The 21,293-nt window shown below is 62.6% G+C and carries 15 protein-coding genes; 8 read left to right on the top strand and 7 right to left on the bottom strand.

The features are described from left to right. Positions 1-215: 215 nt before the first annotated feature. The 5 genes from ACO54Z_RS10205 to ffh all read right to left on the bottom strand — a co-directional run bounded on the left by ACO54Z_RS10205 (position 216) and on the right by ffh (position 9,763). Positions 216-1,997 (bottom strand): assimilatory sulfite reductase (NADPH) flavoprotein subunit, encoded by a 1,782-nt coding sequence (locus tag ACO54Z_RS10205; RefSeq protein ID WP_485996910.1) that lies wholly within the window; start codon positions 1,995-1,997, stop codon positions 216-218. 405 nt (positions 1,998-2,402) lie between these two features. Continuing rightward, a complete protein-coding gene (gene cysG, locus ACO54Z_RS10210; protein WP_485996911.1) occupies positions 2,403-3,791 on the bottom strand; it encodes a siroheme synthase CysG in 1,389 nt (462 codons plus the stop codon). A 375-nt stretch (positions 3,792-4,166) separates the two neighbouring features. After that, positions 4,167-6,989, bottom strand: a complete 2,823-nt coding sequence (uvrA, locus tag ACO54Z_RS10215; protein WP_485996912.1) for an excinuclease ABC subunit UvrA — start codon at positions 6,987-6,989, stop codon at positions 4,167-4,169. A 95-nt stretch (positions 6,990-7,084) separates the two neighbouring features. Next, on the bottom strand, positions 7,085-7,903 hold the full coding sequence (locus ACO54Z_RS10220) for a hypothetical protein (protein ID WP_485996913.1): 819 nt from the start codon (positions 7,901-7,903) through the stop codon (positions 7,085-7,087). 498 nt (positions 7,904-8,401) lie between these two features. Continuing rightward, complete coding sequence (ffh, locus tag ACO54Z_RS10225; protein ID WP_485996914.1) at positions 8,402-9,763, bottom strand: signal recognition particle protein; 1,362 nt, start codon at positions 9,761-9,763, stop codon at positions 8,402-8,404. A gap of 73 nt (positions 9,764-9,836) precedes the next feature. Here ffh and ACO54Z_RS10230 point away from each other — a divergent pair, with 73 nt between their 5' ends. The 6 genes from ACO54Z_RS10230 (at position 9,837) to ACO54Z_RS10255 (ending at position 15,284) form a co-directional block, all read left to right on the top strand. Then, the gene (locus ACO54Z_RS10230; protein WP_485996915.1) at positions 9,837-10,631 is read left to right on the top strand and encodes a cytochrome C assembly family protein; all 795 of its coding nucleotides are present in this window, start codon (positions 9,837-9,839) and stop codon (positions 10,629-10,631) included. A gap of 9 nt (positions 10,632-10,640) precedes the next feature. Continuing rightward, a complete protein-coding gene (locus ACO54Z_RS10235; protein ID WP_485996916.1) occupies positions 10,641-11,933 on the top strand; it encodes an HlyC/CorC family transporter in 1,293 nt (430 codons plus the stop codon). A 57-nt stretch (positions 11,934-11,990) separates the two neighbouring features. After that, positions 11,991-12,185, top strand: coding sequence for a hypothetical protein (locus ACO54Z_RS10240; protein ID WP_485996917.1), 195 nt, complete (start codon positions 11,991-11,993; stop codon positions 12,183-12,185). 129 nt (positions 12,186-12,314) lie between these two features. Then, the gene (gluQRS, locus tag ACO54Z_RS10245; RefSeq protein ID WP_485996918.1) at positions 12,315-13,178 is read left to right on the top strand and encodes a tRNA glutamyl-Q(34) synthetase GluQRS; all 864 of its coding nucleotides are present in this window, start codon (positions 12,315-12,317) and stop codon (positions 13,176-13,178) included. A gap of 63 nt (positions 13,179-13,241) precedes the next feature. Further along, on the top strand, positions 13,242-13,850 hold the full coding sequence (locus ACO54Z_RS10250) for a PepSY-associated TM helix domain-containing protein (RefSeq protein WP_485996919.1): 609 nt from the start codon (positions 13,242-13,244) through the stop codon (positions 13,848-13,850). 123 nt (positions 13,851-13,973) lie between these two features. Continuing rightward, complete coding sequence (locus ACO54Z_RS10255) at positions 13,974-15,284, top strand: NADPH cytochrome P450 oxidoreductase family protein (protein ID WP_485996920.1); 1,311 nt, start codon at positions 13,974-13,976, stop codon at positions 15,282-15,284. Between the two features lie 749 nt (positions 15,285-16,033). Here the strand turns inward: ACO54Z_RS10255 and prfH are convergent. Continuing rightward, complete coding sequence (prfH, locus tag ACO54Z_RS10260; RefSeq protein WP_485996921.1) at positions 16,034-16,663, bottom strand: peptide chain release factor H; 630 nt, start codon at positions 16,661-16,663, stop codon at positions 16,034-16,036. After that, a complete protein-coding gene (locus tag ACO54Z_RS10265) occupies positions 16,660-17,709 on the bottom strand; it encodes an RNA ligase RtcB family protein (RefSeq protein WP_485996923.1) in 1,050 nt (349 codons plus the stop codon). Before ACO54Z_RS10265 ends, prfH begins: the two co-directional genes overlap by 4 nt. Before the next feature lie 349 nt (positions 17,710-18,058). Here ACO54Z_RS10265 and ACO54Z_RS10270 point away from each other — a divergent pair, with 349 nt between their 5' ends. After that, positions 18,059-18,220, top strand: coding sequence for a hypothetical protein (locus ACO54Z_RS10270; protein WP_298080012.1), 162 nt, complete (start codon positions 18,059-18,061; stop codon positions 18,218-18,220). Between the two features lie 28 nt (positions 18,221-18,248). Beyond that, entirely contained in the window at positions 18,249-19,652 is a 1,404-nt protein-coding gene (gene creC, locus ACO54Z_RS10275; protein ID WP_485996922.1) for a two-component system sensor histidine kinase CreC, read from the top strand. The last annotated feature ends 1,641 nt before the right edge of the window (positions 19,653-21,293 follow it).

Consider the following 21,293-nt stretch of genomic DNA (forward strand, 5'->3'; position numbering starts at 1 on the left):
ATATGCGATATGACAGCTGTTATTTGAATCTGCCGCAGAATGGCTCCCTCCCCCGAGGGGGAGGGCTGGGGTGGGGGCAGGGATACAAATTCCAAAAAACGTATGCCTTTGCCTGGTTTGGAAAGAGGTCTATTCCACTATACATACACATTGAGCGCTCAAGTGTATGTAAATCCGTTCCCAAACAAAGGCCGGGGTTTGCCCGGCCTTTGTTTTCAATATACATCCCGCTGGTAGCGTTTCTCCTGCCGCAGTTCGTCAAGGTAATCCTCGGCATCATCGGCGTGCATCCCGCCTTCGCCGGCGATGATGTCCAACAGCGCCCGTTCGACGTCTTTCGCCATCCGCGCCGCGTCGCCGCAGACGTACACATACGCGCCGTTTTTCAGCCACTGCCACACGTCCGCCGCTGCTTCGCGCAGTTTATCCTGTACGTAGATTTTTTCTTCCTGGTCGCGCGACCACGCCAGGCTGTAGCGGTGCAGGTAGCCGTCCTTGCGCCAGCCCTGCCATTCGGTCTGGTAGAGGAAGTCTTCGGTGAAGTGCGGGTTGCCGAACACCAGCCAGTTCTGCCCCGGCGCTTCACGGGCAACGCGCGCCTGCATGAAGGCGCGGAAGGGGGCGATGCCGGTGCCGTTGCCAATCATGATGATGGCGGCGTTGGGGTCGTCCGGCAGACGGAAGTTCGGGTTCGGCTCGACGAAGACGCGCACCGCGCCGTCTTCGGGCAGGCGTTCGCCGAGGTAGCCGCTCGCTGCGCCGCTGTAGGTTTTGCCGTCGTGTTCGTAATGCAGCACGCCGACGGTGAGATGCACTTCTTCGCCGACTTCTTCCGGCGCGGACGCGATCGAGTAGAGGCGCGGTGTCAGCGGGCGCAGCAGCGTCAGCAGTTCTTCGGCGCTGATGGCCGCCGGGTAACGGGCAACGATGGCGTCAATCGGCGTGGTGGCGGCGAAGGCGGCGGGGCTGGTCGCGGCGATGGCGCCGTCCAGCACGGCGTTTTGCGCCAGCGCGGCGTAGCCCTGGACGAAGCCGGGGGTATTTTGCGAGATTTCGCGCTCGTGGATGAGGATGTCGCGCAGCGTCCGCCCGCCGATGTCGGTTGCGCCGTCCAGTTGCAGCGCGGCGAGGATGCCATCGACGCGCGCCGGGTCGTTTTCGCACCAGACGCCGAGCGCGTCGCCCGCCTGGTAGGTGAGGCCGGAGCCGGAGAGGTCAAGCTCGATGTGGCGTACGTCCTTGGTGGACTGGCGTCCGGTGATTTTTTGCCGCGCGAGCAGCGGCGCGGTGAGCGGGTGGTCGCAGTCGTATTGCACCGTCGGCACCGGTTCGGCAGCGGCGGCGGGGACGCTGTTCCCGCCTTGCAGCGAGGCGATGAGCGGCGCGATTTGCGCTATCCACGCGGCTGCGGTCGGCTGGTAATCGACGTCGCAGTCGGCGCGTGGCGCGAGGCGTTCCGCGCCCAGCTCGGCGAGGCGGGCATCGAAGTCTTTGCCCGCCTGGCAGAAATCGGGATAGCTGCTGTCGCCGAGGCCGCAGACGGCGAAGCGCAGCGCGGGCAGTTGCGGCGCTTTTTTGCCGAAGAGGTGGCGGTGCAGGCTGACCGCTTCTTCCGGCGGCTCGCCTTCGCCCTGGGTGGAGGTGACGAGCAGCAGCACTTGTTCGTCGGTGATGGTTTTCGGCTTGTAGTCGGCGGCGCTGACGAGTTTGGCGCTGATGCCTTGTTCGGCGAGCGCGGCGTGCAGTTTGCCCGCGACTTCGCGTGCGTGCCCGGTCTGCGAGGCGGAGAGGACGGTGACGGCGAGCGGCTCCGACGCAGCTTGCGCGGCGCCTTGTGGCGCGGGCTCGGCGGCGGTCGCGCTGGCCGCAGGGATGGCGGCGGGCAGCGATGCGCCGGCGCCGTCCGCCCGCGCCCAGCAGTAGCCGGAGAGCCAGGCGAGTTGTAGCGGGGTGAGGGTATCCAGCGATGCGCCGAGTTCGGCAGGGATGGGGGTCATGATGATGTTTCCTTGTTTGTGTCAGGTGTGGTGAATCGTCAAATCCGTTTACATACACATGGAGCGCTCAGGTGTATGTAAACGGGTATGGGGGCTTGCACCGATGCGGGAGTCAAAGCACACAATACCGCCGTTCTGCCCCCTCCCTCGCAGGGCGAAGCCCGCAGCGGGGGAGGGTTGGGAGGGGGTAGCGGACTGTCCTGGACGCCAAATGGTTGTATGAATAGTCTTGTTCCTGTTGTTCCCGTGTTGAATTTTACGTGCAACAACGGGGCGAAAGATAAACCACCAATGGCAAGCCAGTCGTGGCCTGCGGTTGTCGTATCAGGTTGTTTTACCCCCACCCCGTCCCTCCCCCGCTGCGGACTTCGTCCTGCGGGGGAGGGGGAATAGCGCTTGCGGTATTTACGCCGCCCGCTCTGCCCGCGTGCCGAACCATGCCAGTTGCGCGTGCAGTGCGACGGTTTCGCCGATGACCAGCAGCGCGGGCGTCGGTGCATCCTGCGCGAGCTCGGCAAGGCGTGCCAGCGTACCAACGCGCACGGTTTGCTCAGCACGGGTGCCGTGGCTGATGACCGCCACCGGTGTGTCAGCAGCGCGGCCATGTGCCAGCAGTTGCCGTTGCAGCGTCGCCGCCGTCAGCGTTCCCATATAGACCACCAGCGTGTGCCGCCGCTGCGCCAGCGTCGGCCAGTGCAGCGCGCGGTCGCCCTTGCCGTGGCCGGTGATGAAGGTGACGGCCTGGGCGTGGTCGCGGTGGGTGAGCGGGATACCGGCGTAGGCGGTCGCGCCGAGCGCGGCGGTGACGCCAGGGATGACACGGCAGGGGATGCCCGCCGCCTGCAACGCCTGCGCCTCCTCGCCGCCGCGGCCAAAGACGAACGGGTCACCACCCTTGAGCCGCACCACCCGCTGCCCGGCGCGCGCGTGGCGGATGAGCAGGTCGTGGATGTCGCCCTGCGCCACCTGCGCCGCCCCGGCACGCTTGCCGACGCTGATTTGCAGCGCGTCCTTGCGGATGAGGGTACGGATGTCAGCGGAGACGAGCGCGTCGTAGAAGACCACGTCCGCCGCCTGCATCGCCTGCAAGGCGTGAAGGGTGAGCAGTCCGGCATCGCCCGGCCCGGCGCCAACCAGCGCCACTTCGCCGCCCGGCGCGGGTTGCGCCGCCAGTTGCCGCGCGAGTTCCGCTTCCGCTTCACCGAGGCGGTTTTGTGCGACCAGGGTGTCAAAGCGGCTGGCAAAGAGGCGCTCCCAGAAGCGTCGCCGCGCTTCCGTGCCGCGTACCGCCGCCTTGACCCGCGCCCGCCAGCGTCCGGCAATGCTCGCCAGCGCGCTGAGGTGGCGCGGCAGGAGCAATTCGATTTGCTGCCGCCAGTGGCGGGCAAGCACCGGGGCGGTTCCGGCGCTGGAAATGGCGATTTGCAACGGCGCACGGTCTATCAGCGCGGGCACCATGTAGGAGCAGCATTGCGGCATATCGACCACGTTGCAGAGTTTGCCCGCTGCTTCTGCCGACGCGAAAACGCGCGCGTTCAGCTCGCGGTCGCCGGTGGCGGCGACGACGAGAAAGACGCCGTCCATCTGCGCGGGGTCAAAGGCCGCGCCGAGGTATTCGATGCGCCCGGCATCACGCCAGTCCTGGAAAACGGGGGCGAGTTCGCGCGCGACCACGCGCAGGCGCGCCCCGGCACGCAGCAGGTCTTCGGCCTTGCGCGCGGCGACGTGGCCGGCGCCGACCAGCAGCACCGGGCGGCCGTGCAGGTCGGCAAAGATGGGGTAATGTCGGCTCATGATGGCTCCTGTGTTATGGATGCCCGCATGATAGGGGCGCTACGGTCTCTTGTGAAAGGCGGGTTTGTTTTGCCGTTATGCCTTTTTGGCATGAACGCGGCCATCACGGTAAACCGGTTTACTGCGCAGCAAACGTAGGTCGGTCATTCATGGCCGACATCAAAAAAATGTCGGGCATAAATGCCCGACCTACATCGGATTTCCGTCTGCTCCAACGAACCGCCGTACAGCGTTCGTAGGTTGGGTTAGCGAGGTACGAGCGTAACCCAACAGCGGCTATTTTTGATGTTGGCTATAAACGGCGGTGCTGCGTTTGTTGTGGTTTTGCGGTGCGCCGAGGCGCACCCTATAGCGGGTTCAAGGTGTATGTATATTTCAGCCGTGCAGCAGCGGTTTGAGGAATTGTCCGGTGTGGCTCGCCGGGTTTTCCGCGACGTCTTCCGGCGTGCCGGTGGCGATGATTTCGCCGCCGCCGCTGCCGCCTTCCGGGCCCAAGTCCACTATCCAGTCCGCCGTTTTGATGACGTCGAGGTTGTGTTCGATGACGACGATGGTGTTGCCGCCGTCGCGCAGGCGGTGCAGCACGTCCAGCAGTTGGTGCACGTCGTGGAAGTGCAGGCCGGTGGTCGGCTCATCCAGGATGTAGAGGGTGCGGCCGGTGTCGCGTTTGGAGAGTTCGCGCGCGAGTTTGACCCGCTGTGCTTCGCCGCCGGAGAGCGTTACCGCGTTTTGCCCCAGGCGGATGTAGGAGAGGCCGACGTCGAGCAGGGTTTGCAGTTTGCGCTGTAGTGCCGGGATGGCGTCGAAGAAGGTGTAGGCTTCTTCGATGTCCATTTCGAGGACCTCGTGGATGGTTTTGCCTTTGTAGGTGATGCCGAGGGTTTCGCGGTTGTAGCGTTTGCCGTGGCAGATGTCGCAGGCGACGAAGATGTCCGGCAGGAAGTGCATTTCCACTTTGATGACGCCGTCGCCCTGGCAGGCTTCGCATCTACCGCCTTTGACGTTAAAGGAGAACCGCCCCGGGGTGTAGCCGCGCGCGCGCGCTTCCTGGGTGCCAGCGAAGAGTTCGCGGATGGCGGTGAAGATGCCGGTGTAGGTGGCGGGGTTGGAGCGCGGCGTGCGCCCTATCGGCGACTGGTCGATGTTGATGACTTTGTCGAAGTGCTCCAGCCCTTCGATGCGTTCGTATGCGGCGGGGTCGTCGCCGGCGTGGTTGATGTGTTTGGCGGCGGCTTTGGCAAGGGTTTCGTTAATCAGCGTCGATTTGCCGCTGCCGGAGACGCCGGTGATGCAGGTGAGAAGGCCGACCGGGAGGTTGAGGGTGAGGTTTTTCAGGTTGTGGCTGCTGGCGCCGATGAGGTTGATTTGTCGTTTGAGGTCGCGCGGCGTGCGTTTTTCCGGGACGGCGATGGTTTCGCGGCCGGAGAGGTATTTGCCGGTGAGCGAGTCGGGGTGCGCTTCGATTTCGGCGGGGGTGCCTTCGGCGATGATGCGGCCGCCGTGGATGCCCGCGCCGGGGCCGATGTCAACGACGTAATCGGCGGCGCGGATGGCGTCTTCGTCGTGTTCGACGACGATGATGGTGTTGCCCAAATCGCGCAGGCGCAAGAGGCTCGCCAGCAGGCGGGCGTTGTCGCGCTGGTGCAGGCCGATGGAGGGTTCGTCGAGGACGTACATCACGCCGACCAGCCCGGCGCCGATTTGTGAGGCAAGGCGGATGCGCTGCGCTTCGCCGCCGGAGAGGGTTTCGGCGCTGCGGGCGAGGGTGAGGTAGTTGAGGCCGACGTTCACCAGAAAGCCGAGGCGTTCGCGGATTTCTTTGAGGATTTTCGCCGCAATTTCGCCGCGCGCACCGGGCAGGTCGAGACGGTTCGCCCAAGCGGCAGCATCGGCGACCGACCAGCGGTTGATGTCCGGCAGGGTGGTGTCTTCGATGTAAACGTGGCGCGCGGCGCGGTTCAGGCGGGTGCCGTGGCAGGCGGGGCATTCGCGGCTGTTCAGGAATTGGCTGATTTCGTCGCGTACCCGCGCCTTGTCGGTCTCCAGGTAGCGGCGGTTCATGGTGTTGATGATGCCTTCGTAGGTCGCGTCCCGATAGCGCACCGCGCCGCCCGCGCCGATGGTCGGCATCGGGATTTTGTCTGTGCCGCTGCCGTAGAGGATGAGGTTCTGGATGGTGTCCGGCAGGTCTTCAAAGGGGGTTTCTTCGAGGTCGAAGTCGTAATGCGCGGCCAGCGCCTGCATTTGCGGGTAGAAGTAGGGAGTGCGCCTATCCCAGCCGCGTATGGCGCCGGCGGCAATGGAGAGGTAGGGGTGCATGACGACGCGGCGCGGGTCGATGAAGGTATTGACGCCGAGGCCGTCGCATTCGGGGCAGGCGCCGTGCGGGTTGTTGAAGGAGAAGAGGCGCGGCTCCAGCTCGCTCAGCGCGTAGCCGCAGACTGGGCAGGCGTATTTGGCGGAGAAGGTGTGCGTTGCCTCGCCGTCCATCGCCACCAGTTGCACGATGCCGTCGGCGAGAGACAGCGCGGTTTCCAGCGATTCGGCGAGGCGCTGCGCGATGCCTTCGCGGATGGCGAAGCGATCGACGACGATGCCGATGTCGTGTTTGCGCCGCCCGTCTATCGCGGGCAGGGCGTCCAGCTCGTAGATGTCGCCGTCGATGCGTGCGCGGACGAAACCCTGCTGCTGCATATCCTGCAACAGCTTGGTGTGCTCGCCCTTGCGCCCCTGCACCAGCGGCGCAATCAGCATCCATTTGCTGCCTTCATCGAACGCCATGATGTTGTCCACCATCTGGCTGACGGTCTGCGCGTTCAGCTCGATGCCGTGGTCGGGGCAGCGCGGGATGCCGACGCGGGCGAAGAGGAGGCGCAGGTAGTCGTGGATTTCGGTGATGGTGCCGACGGTGGAGCGCGGGTTGTGCGAGGTGGATTTCTGCTCGATGGATATGGCGGGCGAGAGGCCTTCGATGTGGTCAACATCCGGCTTGTCCATGATGGAGAGGAACTGGCGTGCGTAGGCGGAGAGTGATTCGACGTAGCGCCGCTGTCCTTCGGCGTAGATGGTGTCGAAGGCGAGCGAGGATTTGCCGCTGCCGGAAAGGCCGGTGATGACGATGAGGCGGTCGCGCGGCAGGTCAAGGTCGATGTTTTTCAGGTTGTGGGTGCGTGCGCCGCGAATGGAGATGTTTTCCATGGGAAATCCGGGGGTTCAAAAAGGCACTTATGATAAACGAAGCGGGCGGCGGGGGCCTTGTGCGAAAACGCCCTCGCAGGGAGGGCGTGGGTCGGTTATAGCCGGGTGATGGTTTTGCGGTCATCGCTGTTGTCGTCGTCCGGTAATTCTTCTTGCAGTTGCCACGGGGCGAGGCGGGCGGCGAGGTTAAGCGCGGTTATCACGGCGAGGACGGTCATGAAGGGGTAATTGCCGGGCGGGGCGGCGATGAGGCCAGTGCTTGCGAGCTGGTAGTACGCGACCCAGAGGATGAGCAAGGCGGTATTGGCGGCGAGCAGTCCCCAGCCAAACGGGCGGACGCGCAGCGGCGGCAGGGCGTCGTCCGGCGGCAGCGGCTGGCCGTGGCAGAGGGCATTGGCGCTGTCGGCGATGGCGCAGGCGCTCTCGTAGTCGCCGAGACGGGCGGTGTAGATGTTGGCGTGGTGGCGGTTGTTGCGGCTCGCGAGGCGGAGGCGTTCGCGGCGGAAGATATTGAGCGGGATGGCTTCGATATCGCCGAGTTTGTCCCAGGGGATGTGGCAGTTCGCCGCGCCGCTGCCGAGTTGCGCGCCACGCAGGGGGATAAGGTAGAGGTTCTTGTGGCGCGGGTTGGTAAGGGCGAAGTGGATGCCGTCGGCATCGGTTGCCACCAGCGGCGTGTCCGGCTGGCGGAAGGTGTGGCGCAGGTTGCGCGCGAGGGCGATGCCGACCGGCAGCAGCAGGAGCAGGGCGATGGAGAGGAGTATGAAGCGACCAGCATCGTCGCGGCTGAATATAGCGGGCAGGAAGGCGTTAAGGATGAGCGCGGTGAGGACGAGCCAGCCGTAGCTGCGCCAGTTGCTGTCGCGGATGGCACGCGGGTGGCGGTACCAGACGCGGACGGGATTGGATTGCATGGTTTCTCCGTGGGTTGGGGAAGGCGCGAAGGCCGGAATTGCCTGCTATGGTCGCGGGGAGGCAATTATAAACAGCCCCTGGCAATACGGTTGCCGTGGCGACGATTTTGCGACTTGCACCGCTGGTTTATAGAGTGTGTGGCGGCGCAGCCGACACGCACGCGGGGGAATTTTGCATCGGGAACCGCGTGCGTGCCTGCGGCACACACCCTACGCACGGCGCTGGATACGGCGGGGCTGTTTGCCTCGTAACCGTTGTAGGTCGGGTATGGATGACCGACCCGCGCGGGTGTTTGTTTGGCATCGGCGGGGAAATTGGTGAACCCCACCCCGGCCCTCCCTCACGGGGGAGGGACAGTTGGGTGGACGTCCGCAGCCATAGGGTGCGCCTTGGCGCACCGCAGACGGCGGGGGAGGGGCGACGCGGCGTCATTTTTCAAATGGGTGAATCAAAAACGCCCCCGCAAGGAGGGCGTTTTTATGCGCGAAAAGCAGTGTTTATTTGAACGGCAGTTTGCCCATCGGCAGTGCGCCTTTGGCGGCGCCGAGCATCCGCAGCATTTTGCCGCTGCGGAATTTTTTCATCTGCGTCTGCATTTCTTTGAATTGTTTGAGCAGGCGGTTCACTTCCGGCACGTCCACCCCGGCGCCAGCGGCGATGCGGCGTTTGCGCGAGCCTTTGATGATGTCCGGGTTGTGCCGCTCCTGCATGGTCATCGAGAGGATGATGGCCTCCTGGCGGCGGATTTTTTTCGGCGAGAGGTGCTGGTCTTTCACTGCCTGCGGGATGTTGCCCATGCCGGGGATTTTTTCCAGCATTTTGTCCATGTCGATGAGCTGCATTTGGTGCAGTTGTTCGCGGAAATCATCGAGGTCGAAGGTTTTGCCTTTCGCCATTTTGGTGGCGAGTTTGCGCGCTTTTTCTTCATCGACCTGATGCTCAAGGTCTTCGATGAGGCCGAGGACGTCGCCCATGCCGAGGATGCGCGAGGCGATGCGGTCGGGGTGGAAGGCTTCGAGCGCTTCGGTTTTTTCGCCGACGCCGAGGAATTTGATCGGTTTGCCGGTGATATGGCGGATGGAGAGCGCCGCGCCGCCGCGCGCGTCGCCGTCAATTTTGGTGAGGACGACGCCGGTGAGCGGCAGCACGTCGTTGAAGGCTTTGGCGGTGTTGGCGGCGTCCTGCCCGGTCATGCTATCGACCACGAACAGGGTTTCTATCGGTTTCAGCTGCGCGTGCAGGGTGCGGATTTCGTCCATCAGCGCGTCGTCGATGTGCAGGCGTCCGGCGGTATCAACGATGAGGACGTCAAAATACTGGCGCTGGGCGTAGTCGAGAGCGCGCGCGGTGATGTCCGCCGGTTTTTCGCTGGCGTCAGACGGAATAAAGGTCGCGCCGACTTGTTCGGCAAGGGTTTTGAGCTGTTCGATGGCCGCCGGGCGATAGACGTCGGCGGAGACCAGCGCCACTTTTTTCTTTTCGTTGATGAGTTTGCGTGCGAGTTTGGCGCTGGAGGTGGTTTTGCCGGAGCCTTGCAGGCCTGCCATGAGGATGACGGCAGGCGGCTGCGCGGCGAGGTTGAGCGCGCTGTTTTCTTCGCCCATGATGCGGACGAGTTCGCTTTTGACGGTTTTGATAAAGGCCTGGTCGGGCGAGAGTTTCAGGCTGACTTCCTGGCCGACGGCGGCGTTTTTGATGGTCTCGATGACTTCTTTGACGACCGGCAGGGCAACGTCCGCCTCAATCAGCGCCATGCGTACGTCGCGCAGCGCCTGGGTGATGTTTTCTTCGGTGATGCGGCTCTGGCCGCGCAGTTTTTTGAAGGTGCCTTGCAGGCGCTCGCTTAGGTTGTCAAACATGGGCTTTCCCTGATTAAGTTAAGGTAAATTTTTGTTGTATTATAGCCGCCCGCTTTGTTTTTCAGGATGTTTTATGCAGCTTTGGCTGCCGCTGTTTACCGTTTTTGCCTATGTCGCCGCTGCCGCCGGTTTTGTCCGCGTTTACCGCAAACCGCAGCGCCGTATCAACCCGCTGTGGGTGCTGGGCATTTTGGTCTGCGCCTGTCAGGGGCACGCGCTGTCGCTGATTGTCTCGTTGCAGGCCAACAATCATCTGAATTTGTCTGTCTTCAATATGGTGTCGGTGAACGCCTGGTTCGTCGCCTGTATTTCCGTTTTCTGGCTGTGGCGCGCCTCGATGGCACTTGGCGGCGCGGTGATTTGCCTGGTGAACGCGGTCGCGGTCGCCCTGCCGCTCGTCTTCGTCAGCGACAAGCCGTTTGACCAGCACCTGTCGCCCGGAATGTGGTGGCATATTTTGACCTCCATCGCCGCCTGGACATTCATCTCGCTCGCCTTCCTCCATGCGCTGCTCTACGGCTGGCTCTTCCGCCGCCTGAAACGCAAACAGTTGAAAGACATCAGTGTTTCCTCGCTGGTCAGCCTGGAACGGGTGATGATGCTGCAAGCGGTGACGGGTTTCATCCTCCTCGCCATCGCGCTCTTCACCGGCTGGATGTTCGTCGATAACCTCTTCGCGCAGCATCTCGTCCACAAAACGGTGCTGACCTTCCTCGCCTGGCTCGCCCTCGGCTGGATGATTTACGCCTACTACATCCGCCGCCAGCGCGGCACGCCGCTGGTGGTGGAAATGTGCGCCGTCTTCATCCTGCTGCTCATGGGCTACGTCCTGAGCAATTTCATCCTGCAATTTGTCATCAACCATTAAGGAGCCCTCGTGGACAGCATTCCTATAGGACTGTTAATCCTCGCATTACTCATCTGCCTCGCCCTCTCGGCCTTCTTCTCCGCCTCGGAAACCGCGATGATGTCGCTCAACCGCTACAAGCTCAAACACCAGGCGGACGAAGGCAACAAACGCGCCAAATGCGCCAGCCACCTGCTCAAACACACCGACCGCCTCATCGGCACCATCCTCCTCGGCAACAACTTCGTCAATATCGCCGCCACCTCGCTCGGCACCCTCATCGGCCTGCGCCTCTACGGCGACCTCGGCGTGCTGCTCTCCACCATCATCCTCACCGCCGCCATCCTCGTCTTCTCCGAAGTCGCGCCGAAAACGCTCGCCGCCACCAACGCGCAACGCATCGCCCTGCCGGTCGCGCCGGTGCTGGCCTGGCTGGTGCGCATCTTCTCGCCGCTGGTGCGCTTTTTGAACGCCATCGTGCGCATCATCCTGCGCCCGCTGGGGGTCAAAACCGAAAACGCCGTCGAAGAAGCCTTAAGCAACGACGAACTGCGCAGCATCGTCCAGTCCAGCCAAAGCGGCGACGACGAAGAAAGCAGCGAACAGCAGGATATGCTGCTCAACGTGCTGGAGCTGGAAGACGTCTCCGTCAGCGAAGCGATGGTGCCGCGCAACGAACTCGAAGGCGTGGATTTGAACGACGACTGGGAAGACATCCTGCGGCAAATCACCGGCAGCCGTCACGGCCGCCTCGTCGCCTACCGCGACCACCTCGACCAGGCGGAAGGAATGCTGCACATCCGCGACATCATCCTGCCGCTGCGCGACAACAGCCTCGACAAAACCCGGCTGCAACAAGTACTGCGCCCCTGCCACTTCGTCCCGGAAAGCACGCCGCTACGCAAACAACTGCTGCACTTCCGCCAGGCGAAAGCGCGCAGCGGCCTCGTCGTCGATGAATACGGCGACATCCAGGGAATGATTACCCTCGAAGACATCCTGACCCACATCGTTGGCGAAATCGGCGACGAAGGCGCAGCCGACGAACCGCCCGAAATCATCGAACAGGAAGAAAACCGCTACACCGTCGAAGGCGGCATCCCGCTGCGCCAGCTCAACCGCGAACTGGGGCTGAAACTGCCGCTGGAAGGGCCGAAAACCCTCTCCGGCCTCATCATCGAAACCCTCGGCAACTTTCCCGAAGCGGGAACAGAACTCGAACTGCCCGGCTGCACCGTGCGCGTGCTGGACTTTGCCGACGGCATCGTCAGCAGTGCGGAAATCCGCCGCGAAATTGAGGCGGCAGAGGCGGAGGAAGACTGAGCTTGCCGGAGGATTTGTGCCGGCATCGGCGTAACGGCGAAACATTGAGGAATAACAATGTCGGGCAAATACAAGACCCCCATATGCTTAATCATCCTTTCCTTTATGATTCCATTTTTGGGCAATCCCATTCCCAAACACGAGCCGCCGCCAATCGCCAATACCCCATTTGATTATTTGCTGCTGATTATTTCTGGTGGTCTGTCATTCATCGCCATTATCTGGATCATCCTGCTCAGAAATGACAAATAAATGAACGCCCGGCACCGTATCTATCACTACGGATTCCGGGTATTCATTTTTCTGCACCCGGCAAAAAACCTTGAAACCTAAATAAAGGGCGCGGGACAAATTGCTGCCTCCACCTGCGCTAACGTCGCCATGAAAACACAACCCTACATTGGCCGCTTTGCCCCCACCCCCAGCGGCCCTTTGCATCTCGGTTCGCTGGTGGCGGCGCTCGGCAGTTACCTCGATGCGCGCGCCCACGGCGGGCGCTGGTTGCTGCGCGTGGAAGACGTCGATCGCACGCGCAGCCGCGCCGACTACATCGCGGCGCAGTTGCAATCGCTGCGCGCGCACGGCCTGCATCATGATGGCGACATTCGCGTGCAATCAGAACACCTCGCCGATTACCACGCCGCGCTGGCGCAACTGCGCCCGCATCTCTACCCCTGCACCTGTAGCCGCAAACAGTGGCACGCCCGCGCGCATGACGGCGCGCTCGGCCTCGTCTATCCCGGCGACTGCCGCGACCAGCCGCTCACCGACCTCGCCCCAACCGACGCCGCCATCCGCCTGCGTCTGCCAGACGATACCGTCGCCTTTGCCGACCACTGGCTCGGCGACTGCCGCTTTGAGCTCGCGCGCGAGATTGGCGATCCGGTACTGCGCCGCCGCGACGGCGACATCGCCTACGCCCTCGCCGTCGTTGTCGATGACGGCTTGCAAGGCATCACCGACGTGGTGCGCGGCCAGGATTTGGTCGCCGCCACCGCCATCCATCTGGTATTGCAGCAAATACTTGGCTTGCCGCAACCCCGCTATTTGCACCTGCCGCTGGTGCTGAATGCCGACGGCAGCAAACTGAGCAAACAGAACCACGCCCCCGCGCTCAACGACGCCACCCCCGCCGCCAACCTGCTTGCCGCGCTGCGCCACCTGCAACAAGACTGCGACGGGCTGGAAACGACCATGCCGGTGGATATATTGCTGGATGAAGCGGTGCGGCGCTGGCACCACTAACGTTGCTGGCAAAACCGCCCCCATTCGCTTACCCTTTGCCGCTTTCCACCACCCCGCCGCACCATGCAACAAACCTTCTTCCGCCTGATGCGCCTCGCCCACTGGGTTATCGGCGCCTTTATCCTCACCACCCTCACCTTCTTCGCCGCCACCGGCTTCATGCTTAACCACGGCAAATGGTTCGAGCAGGAGCCCGTGCAAAACGACCAGGAATACACCCTGCCGGAAGCGCTGCCGCTCCCTGAACTCAGCGACGACCCGAACGCGCCCACGCCCGCCCTTGCCCCGGCACTCACCGCCTGGCTTGCCGAACGCAGCCCTTACCCCATCAGCGCCTACCAGATGAAAGTAGAAGCGCCGGAAATCCTCCTCGAATACCAGGGGCCGGGCAGCGAAGCGAGCCTGACCATCGACAGCGAAACCCGTGCCGTCGCCTACCACGAACAAAAAAACGGCATCGTCGCCCTGCTCAACAACCTGCACAAAGGCCGCCACGCCCCCGCCTTCTGGCGGCTCTACATGGACGCCTTCGCCATCCTCACCCTGTTCGTCGCGCTGAGCGGCCTCGCCCTGCTCGTCTATTACCGCAAACAGCGCAGCAGCACCTGGCTGTGGACGACTACCGGCATCACCCTGCCGCTCATCATCATCCTGCTCGCCATCCATTACTGACTGCCGAATACCCCCTCCCTCGCAGGACGCGCCAGCGTCCGCAGCGGGGGAGGGCTGGGGAGGGGGTAAACCCGCTCACCACTTAACCCAAACCACCTTCGCCAACCCAAACCACACCAATCCATGAACCCCACCCTTGCCTACACCCTCATCGCCGCGCAAACCCTCTACTGGCTCTACTACCTCTGGCAACGCCGCCCGCGTACCGCCAGCGACGACAGCGCCCTGCTCCTGCTCTACGCCAGCCAGGGCGGCCAGGCAGAAACCCTGGCCAACCACCTCGCGGACGGCCTCAACACCCGCGCCTCAAGCCTGGACGCCTGGCACGCGCGCCACCCGGTGAAAGCCCTTGCCGGCAAAACCCTCATCCTTATCGCCAGCACCACCGGCGACGGCGACCCGCCGGACAACGCCATCCGCTTCAGCCGCAGCCTGAAAAAAACCGGCGCCGCGCTCACCGACACCCGCTACCACCTGCTCGCCCTCGGCGACAAACGCTACCCGCACTACTGCGCCTACGGCTACCACCTCGACAGCGAACTGCAACGCCTCGGCGCGGAGCGCGAAAGCCCCGTCACCACCGTCGATAACCTCGACCCGCAAACCATTGCCTACTGGCAAAAACAACTGGGCGAACACCTGCACACCACGCTTGACGTCCCGGCGCAGCCGCCCGCCGCCCGCGCCGTCCTCCTCAGCCGCAGCCGCCTCAACCCGGACAGCGAACAGCCGCTGTACCACCTGCGGCTGGACTGCCCCGCGCTCGCCGCCGATACCGCGCTCATCGAAATCACCATCCCGCACGGCAAAGACGAACTGCGCCGCCAATACAGCGTCGCCGGCATCGCCCCGGACGGCAGCCGGGGACTTGACCTCATCATCCGCCTGCAAACCCACGCGGACGGCACCCCCGGCGCAGGCTCGCACTACCTCACCGAAACCCTCCAGCCCGGCGACGAAGTCAAAGTGCGCGCCCTCACCCACCACCCGGCAGAGTTGCCGGACGCGCCGCGCCCGCTCATCCTCATCGCCAGCGGCAGCGGACTGGCGGGCATCCTCGGCATCCTCGCCCGCATGGAAGCGCGCTATCCGGCACGCGCACATGGCCTGCAACACTGGCTCATCTACGGCGAACGCGACCCCGACCACGACCGCATCTACACCGCCTGCCTCGAAAAACACCAGGAAGACGGCATCCTCACCTGGCTGGACCGCCCCTACAGCCGGGGCGCAAGCCGCGAATACGCACAACACCGCCTCGCCGCGCAACGCGACCGCCTGCACGCCCAACTGGACGCGGGTGCGGTCATCTACATCTGCGGCAGCGCGGACAAAATCGGCGCGGGCGCGCTGGACACCCTGCACGAACTGCTCGGCGCAAAAACCTGCGACCGCCTCAGCAAAGCCGGACGCATCCACCTGGATACCTACTGAAACCCGCCGCGAAAACCGCTACAATACGCCCCGTGAAAAATCCGAAGAAAAACAATGCCCGAAGGCCCAACTTTTTCCCGTGGGAAAAAGTTGGGAATACCCTTCGCAACCGATTGAAAACAAGGAGGAAAAACACCCCTCGCCATTGAAAACTTGTCCCTGCCTCAAAGGGATTGCGACGAAGCATCTGCCACGTTGGCTAAGCGCTCTGATTGAAAACTTGTCCCTGCTTCAAAGGGATTGTGACCCTTGTGGCCATGCGTCTTGGAACATTTGCAAGAATTGAAAACTTGTCCCTGCTGCAAAGGGATTGCATTAAAGACGCCGACTTTTGTCGGCGTTTCTTTTTGTCTGAATGTTGGGCGAGATTTGCCCATCAACAAAAACAACGTAGGGGCGGTTAGGCGCTGTTTGCAATTCAGCAGAATAAGCCCCTCTCTCGCAGGGCGAACCCCGCAGCGGACGAGTTTCGTGCGTAGGGTGTGTGGCGGCGTAGCCGACACGCACGCGGGAATTTGACTTCAACAAACGCGTGCGTGCCTGCGGCACACACCCTACAAATAATGGTGTAGCTCACAAAATCATCGCCACGCAACCGCATTGGCTTGGGCGTGTTTACGGCTGAATGGTAAACAGGCCTTAACCAAACCTACGAATGAAATCATCATGTTATGACCAATTGTAAACAGCTCCTAGGACGAAGTCCGTAACCGCCCGAACCATGGCACAGGCGGTTACGGCGCAAACGTCTAACCGCGCCTGCGGCTATCGCCCCGCTCGCGGAAATCATCACCGATGAAGACGCGCAGCGGGTTGCCGCGTTGCAACTGCCAATGCTGTTGGCGGGCGTCGGCGCGCTGGTCGGCAGCGGCGGCTTGTTGCAATGCGGCGTGTTGCGCGTGCAGGCGGGCAACGGCAAGGCGTTTGTTGGCGTGTTGCGAGCGTTCGTCCTGCACCTTGACGCGCAGGCCGCTCGCCGTGTCTTCCGCCCAGACGGCGCTGCGCGTTTTGTTGACGTGCTGCCCGCCCTTGCTGCTTGCCTTGCAGGTTTGAATGGCAACATCGCCGCGCGGAATGGCGTGCGCCGCCGCCAGCGGGAAGACGCCGACGTACCAGTTTTTGCGCGGGTGTTTCGGGCGGATGCGGCTCTGCCAAATCCATTGAATTGTCCCCGTCCAGCGCGCGGCGAAGGCGGCAATGCCATTGCCTTGCAGCGCAATCACTGCAGAATGGATGCCGTGCGCGCTGCGGTTTTCCGCGACAACGCGGGCGCGGATGCCTGCTGCCTGTGCTTCCAACAATAAGCGGTCGCGGACGTGCGCGGCGGCGCGTTGGCATTCTCCCGGCCCCTGCGCGGCGCTGATTTGTAGCCGCATCATGCGCCGTCCCCCCGCGTTTTGTAGGTGATGAGCGGCGCGAGGCGGACGACCGGCTCAATCAGCCCGTGCGCAACGAGGGCGGCGATGGTGTGCTCGATGTTGCGGTACGCCTGCGGCGCTTCGTCGTAAAGCAGGGTTTTGTCGGCGCAGATGACGTGGCCGCCAAAGGGATTGCGCATGAGTTCCGCCGGGCGGTATTTGCCGGAAAGCCGCGCCTTGCAGGCGCCACGTTGCCATTTGCGCCCGGCACCGTGCGCGAGGCTGGCAAGGTTGCCCGCGTCCCGTCCGGTCGGGCGGACGAGGTAGCTGTGGCTGCCGCGCGAACCGGCAATGACGACCAGACCACTATCGGCAGGCGCCGCACCTTTGCGGTGCAGCCAGCCGCCCCGGTGGGTGGTGAGCTGGTTGTGGATGCTGTCGCTGATGAGGCGGTGCGCGCAGCCGAGCTGTTGCGCGAGGCCGGCGGCAATCAGTGCGCGGTTGGCGATCGCATAGGCGCAGGCGGCATCGTGTGCGGCAAGGTAGGCCGCCGCTTCCGCGCTGTCGGCGGCGAGCGGTTCGTGGCCGTGGCGCTCGATGTGGTCGCGCAGGATGGCGCCGCCGTAGCCGCGCGAACCGCTGTGAACAAAGAGGTAAAGCGCGTCGGCGTCAAAGCCGGGCGGCAGTTGCGAAGGCGCGAGGACGGCATCGACGCGGTGGATTTCGGCGAAGTGGTTGCCGCCGCCGACGGTGCCGAGCGCGTGGCGGTAGGGAATGTCGCCCGTGCCAAGTAGGGCGGCGATGGCGTCTTGCCAGTCGTCGCCGGGCGGCGTTTCCAAATCGCCGATGCGGCGCAGCAGCTTGTCGGCGCTGTGTTTGCGCGCGGCGAGGTCGGTCTGCCACAGCGCCATGCCGCAGCCGATGTCGCTGCCAATCAGCGCCGGATAGAGATGGCTTTCGCTGAAGAATGCCGCGCCGACGGGATAGCCGCGACCGGGATGCAGGTCAGGCATGGCGGCGGCAGCGTGGATGTGCGCCAGCGATGCGGTGCGGGTGAATTGCTGGATGGCGCTGCCTTCGGCAGCGGTTTTGTGGTCGGCAATGATGACCACGGAGGTTTGATTGCCCATAAGTATTCCTGAATGAAAGACAATTTGCGGACGCAGCGATGCCGTGTCCGGGGGTTGCAATCACACAGGCGGGCGGTTGAGGTCGCTTAAGCGCGGTGATTGCAAGGGGTGATGTGCGTGATGATGGGCATCATGGGAACCTCCTTGCGGTTGAACGGGTGAAAAATCGGCGCGGATTATAGGCGGCGTGTCGTGCGCTGGCAACAGGATTGTTGTGCAAGTGCGACAAGATGCACGGTGGCGGCGGGCGGGCTAGAATGGCTGGCGTTCCATTTGCGGAGGAAAAATGAATAAAGCGACACCCCAAAAATCACGTCCCACCGATTGGAATAGTTTTCTTGACCTGCTGGAAGATAGCAATATGGATCCGGCAATGAATCCCTTTGCCCGCAGCGCCGCCGATAATGCGCCGCATACCCGCGACCCGTTTGCAGGATGGCAGGAATGAATGCCTGCCCCAACTCCAATAAAAATCCATGAGCATCTTCGTCCGCCTCTTTCTCGTTTACGGCCTTGCCCTCACCCTCGGCGGCGCGCTGCTCCTGCGCGACGTACAGCAACAAATCCGCCCCGGCATGAAAGAAGTGCTGGAAGACACCCTCGCCGACAACGCCCACGCCCTTGCCGCCGCGCTTGCCCCGGCGCTGGAAAACGGCGCCATCCGTGACCCCGCCTGGCAGGCGCGGCTGCGCGCCAGACTCGCCCGCCCGCAAGACGTCCACATCAACCAGCACCACAAAACCGCGAGCCGCCAGCAACTCATCATCACCGACGCGCGCGGCACCGTCCTTTTCCACAGCGACCCGGCGGAGACTGGCAAAGATTACAGCCGCTGGAACGACATCCTGCGCACCCTGCGCGGCCAGTACGGCGCACGCAGCACCCAGGGTACGATGTACGTCGCCGCGCCCGTCCACGCCGCTGATGGCCGCCTGCTCGGCGTGGTCAGCCTCGGCAAGCCGGGAGCCGACCTCGCCCCTTATCAACAACAAATGCAAGACGACCTGCGCCAGAGCGGCCTGCTCTACCTCGGCGCGACCCTCGCCCTCATCGCCCTGCTCACCCTATGGATCCGGCGCAGCATCGACCGCGTCCGCCGCTACGCCACCGCGCACGCGCCGATTCCGCCCGCACCGCGCTTCCACCTCGCCTCCGAACTGAACCGCCTCACCGTCGCCATTGGCAAAATGCGGCGCGAACTGGAAGACCGCGCCTACGTCACCCGCTACATCGAAACCCTCACCCACGAGCTGAAAAGCCCGCTCACCGCCATCAGCACCAGCGCCGAACTGCTGCAAGACGACCTGCCCGCCGCCGACCGCGCCCGCTTCGCCGCCAACATCGCCCAACAAAGCACGCGGCTGCACCGCCTCGTGCAGCGCCTGCTGCAACTGTCGCGCATCGAAAAAGAACCCGTGCACAAACAGCCGCTTGACCTCGCCGCCCTGTGGCGTAAACAGCAGCGCGAACAACAACCGCGCCTCGCACAAAAAAATCTCGCCCTGCGCCTCATCCATAACGGCAACGCGGCGGACGACAGCGCCGCCATCCAGCTCCGCGCCGACCCGTTCTGGCTGGAGCAGGCGCTGACCAACCTGCTCGACAACGCCATCCGCGAAACACCGGACGGCAGCGCCATCACCCTCACCGTCAGCCAAAGCCGCAGCGAGATCCGCCTCGCCCTGCACAACCCGACGCGCGCGCCGCTGCCGAATTACGCGCTGCCGCGCCTGTTTGAGCGCTACTACACCCTGAACCGCAAAGAAAACAGCGGTCTCGGCTTGACGCTGGTCGCGCAAATTGCCGAACAGCACGGCGGCACGGTGCGCGCGGAAAACAGCGACGGCGGCTTGCGCATCACGCTGGTGTTGCCGTCATAAATAGCACTTGGTGCGCGACCGCCCCCTGCAGGGCAAAGCCCACAGGGACGGTTAGGACGAAGTCCGTCACCGTCCGAACGATAGCAATGGCTCATAACACGATGATTTTGCTGGCAGGTTGAGTTATAGCCATCCACCGAAAGTTTCAGACAAGGCGCGTCGCCGAAGACAGTACGCATTTGTACGGCGCGGGTTTCCCTAAAAAATGGCTCCGCCATTTTTTAGGGTGCCCGGTCAGGCGACGCAACACCGTATGAGGCTTTCGGTGGATGGCTATAGGCGCAGCCGACTGGAACAGCTTGCGTAGCAAGAAACCCAACAACGGATATGTTTGGTATTAGACTTCCTTCCAAACTATAACTGGCACGGCAACCCGACAAAATTCCAAACCTGCTGAGCTGTTGTCTGCTGCCCCCACCCTAACCCTCCCCCACAGGGGGAGGGAACTCATTGGCTGCAAAAATAGCAATAGTTTCATAATTATCCATATGCGATATGACAGCTGTTATTTGAATCTGCCGCAGAACGGCTCCCCCCCCCCCCCGTGGGGGAGGGCCGGGGTGGGGGCAGGGATACAAATTCCAAAAAAGTATGCCTTTGCCTGGTTTGGAAAGAGGTCTATTCAGTTTGTTGGGTTACGCTCGTGCCTCGCTAAGGGCTGTTTACCATTTAGACCGCCCCCTCCGCAGGGCGAAACCCGCAGCGGGCGGGTTCCGTGCGTAGGGTGTGTGGCGGCGTAGCCGACACGCACGCGGGAATTTGACATCGGCAAACGCGTGCGTGCCTGCGGCACACACCCTACAAACCAATGGTGTAGCTCACAAAATCGTCGCCACGCAACCGCATTGGCTTAGGAGTATAGCAATACTCACAAAGTTCTATACAAGGCGCGCCGCTGAAGACAGTACGCGGTTGTACGGCGAAGCGGCGCAACGCCGTATAGGGCTTTGTGAGGATTGCTATATTTACGGCTGAATGGTAAACAGGCCTTAACCAAACCTGCGAATGACATCATCATGTTATGGCCAATTGCAAACAGCGCCTAACCCAACCTACGAATTTGTCGCGGTGCCAGTTCGCAAAACTGCAAACGCCCGTCGCTCCGATTTCTCTTCCTGGGGGAGGGGGCAATTCGACGCAGCAATTCAAATTTATGTGGATAACCGGAATTTTGAACAGTCTCTTGGAGACAGTTTGTAAAGAAGTCTATTGATTGCTGCGGGCGGTTACGACGCAAGCGTCTAACCCGCGCCCCTACAGTTTGATTTTAGGATGGGTATCAGCGACCCGCTGCGGCGATAAAACGGTATTGTTCGGGCGCTGCGTCAGGCGTATCCCATGAACGGATGCCATGCCTTCCGCCGCATTGAATGGTATTGCATAAAATAATCCCGCCGGATGGCGGGATTATTTTATATGTGCCAGATTGGGGCATTATTGTCGGGTAGCACCGAAGACGGCTTGATTCCTATCATCTGGCGCAGCAATATCAATTCTGTACAATTGGCCAGTAATTTCTTCGGCATTGGGACCGGCAAAGATTCCACTCAATCTTCCTTTAACTTCACTATTAGGGGCTTCTGGCCTTAGGGCCTGTTGACAACTATGTGAGACTTAAAATCGTAGCCGCCAAATAAATAT

The organism is Cardiobacterium sp. (genome assembly GCF_057314735.1).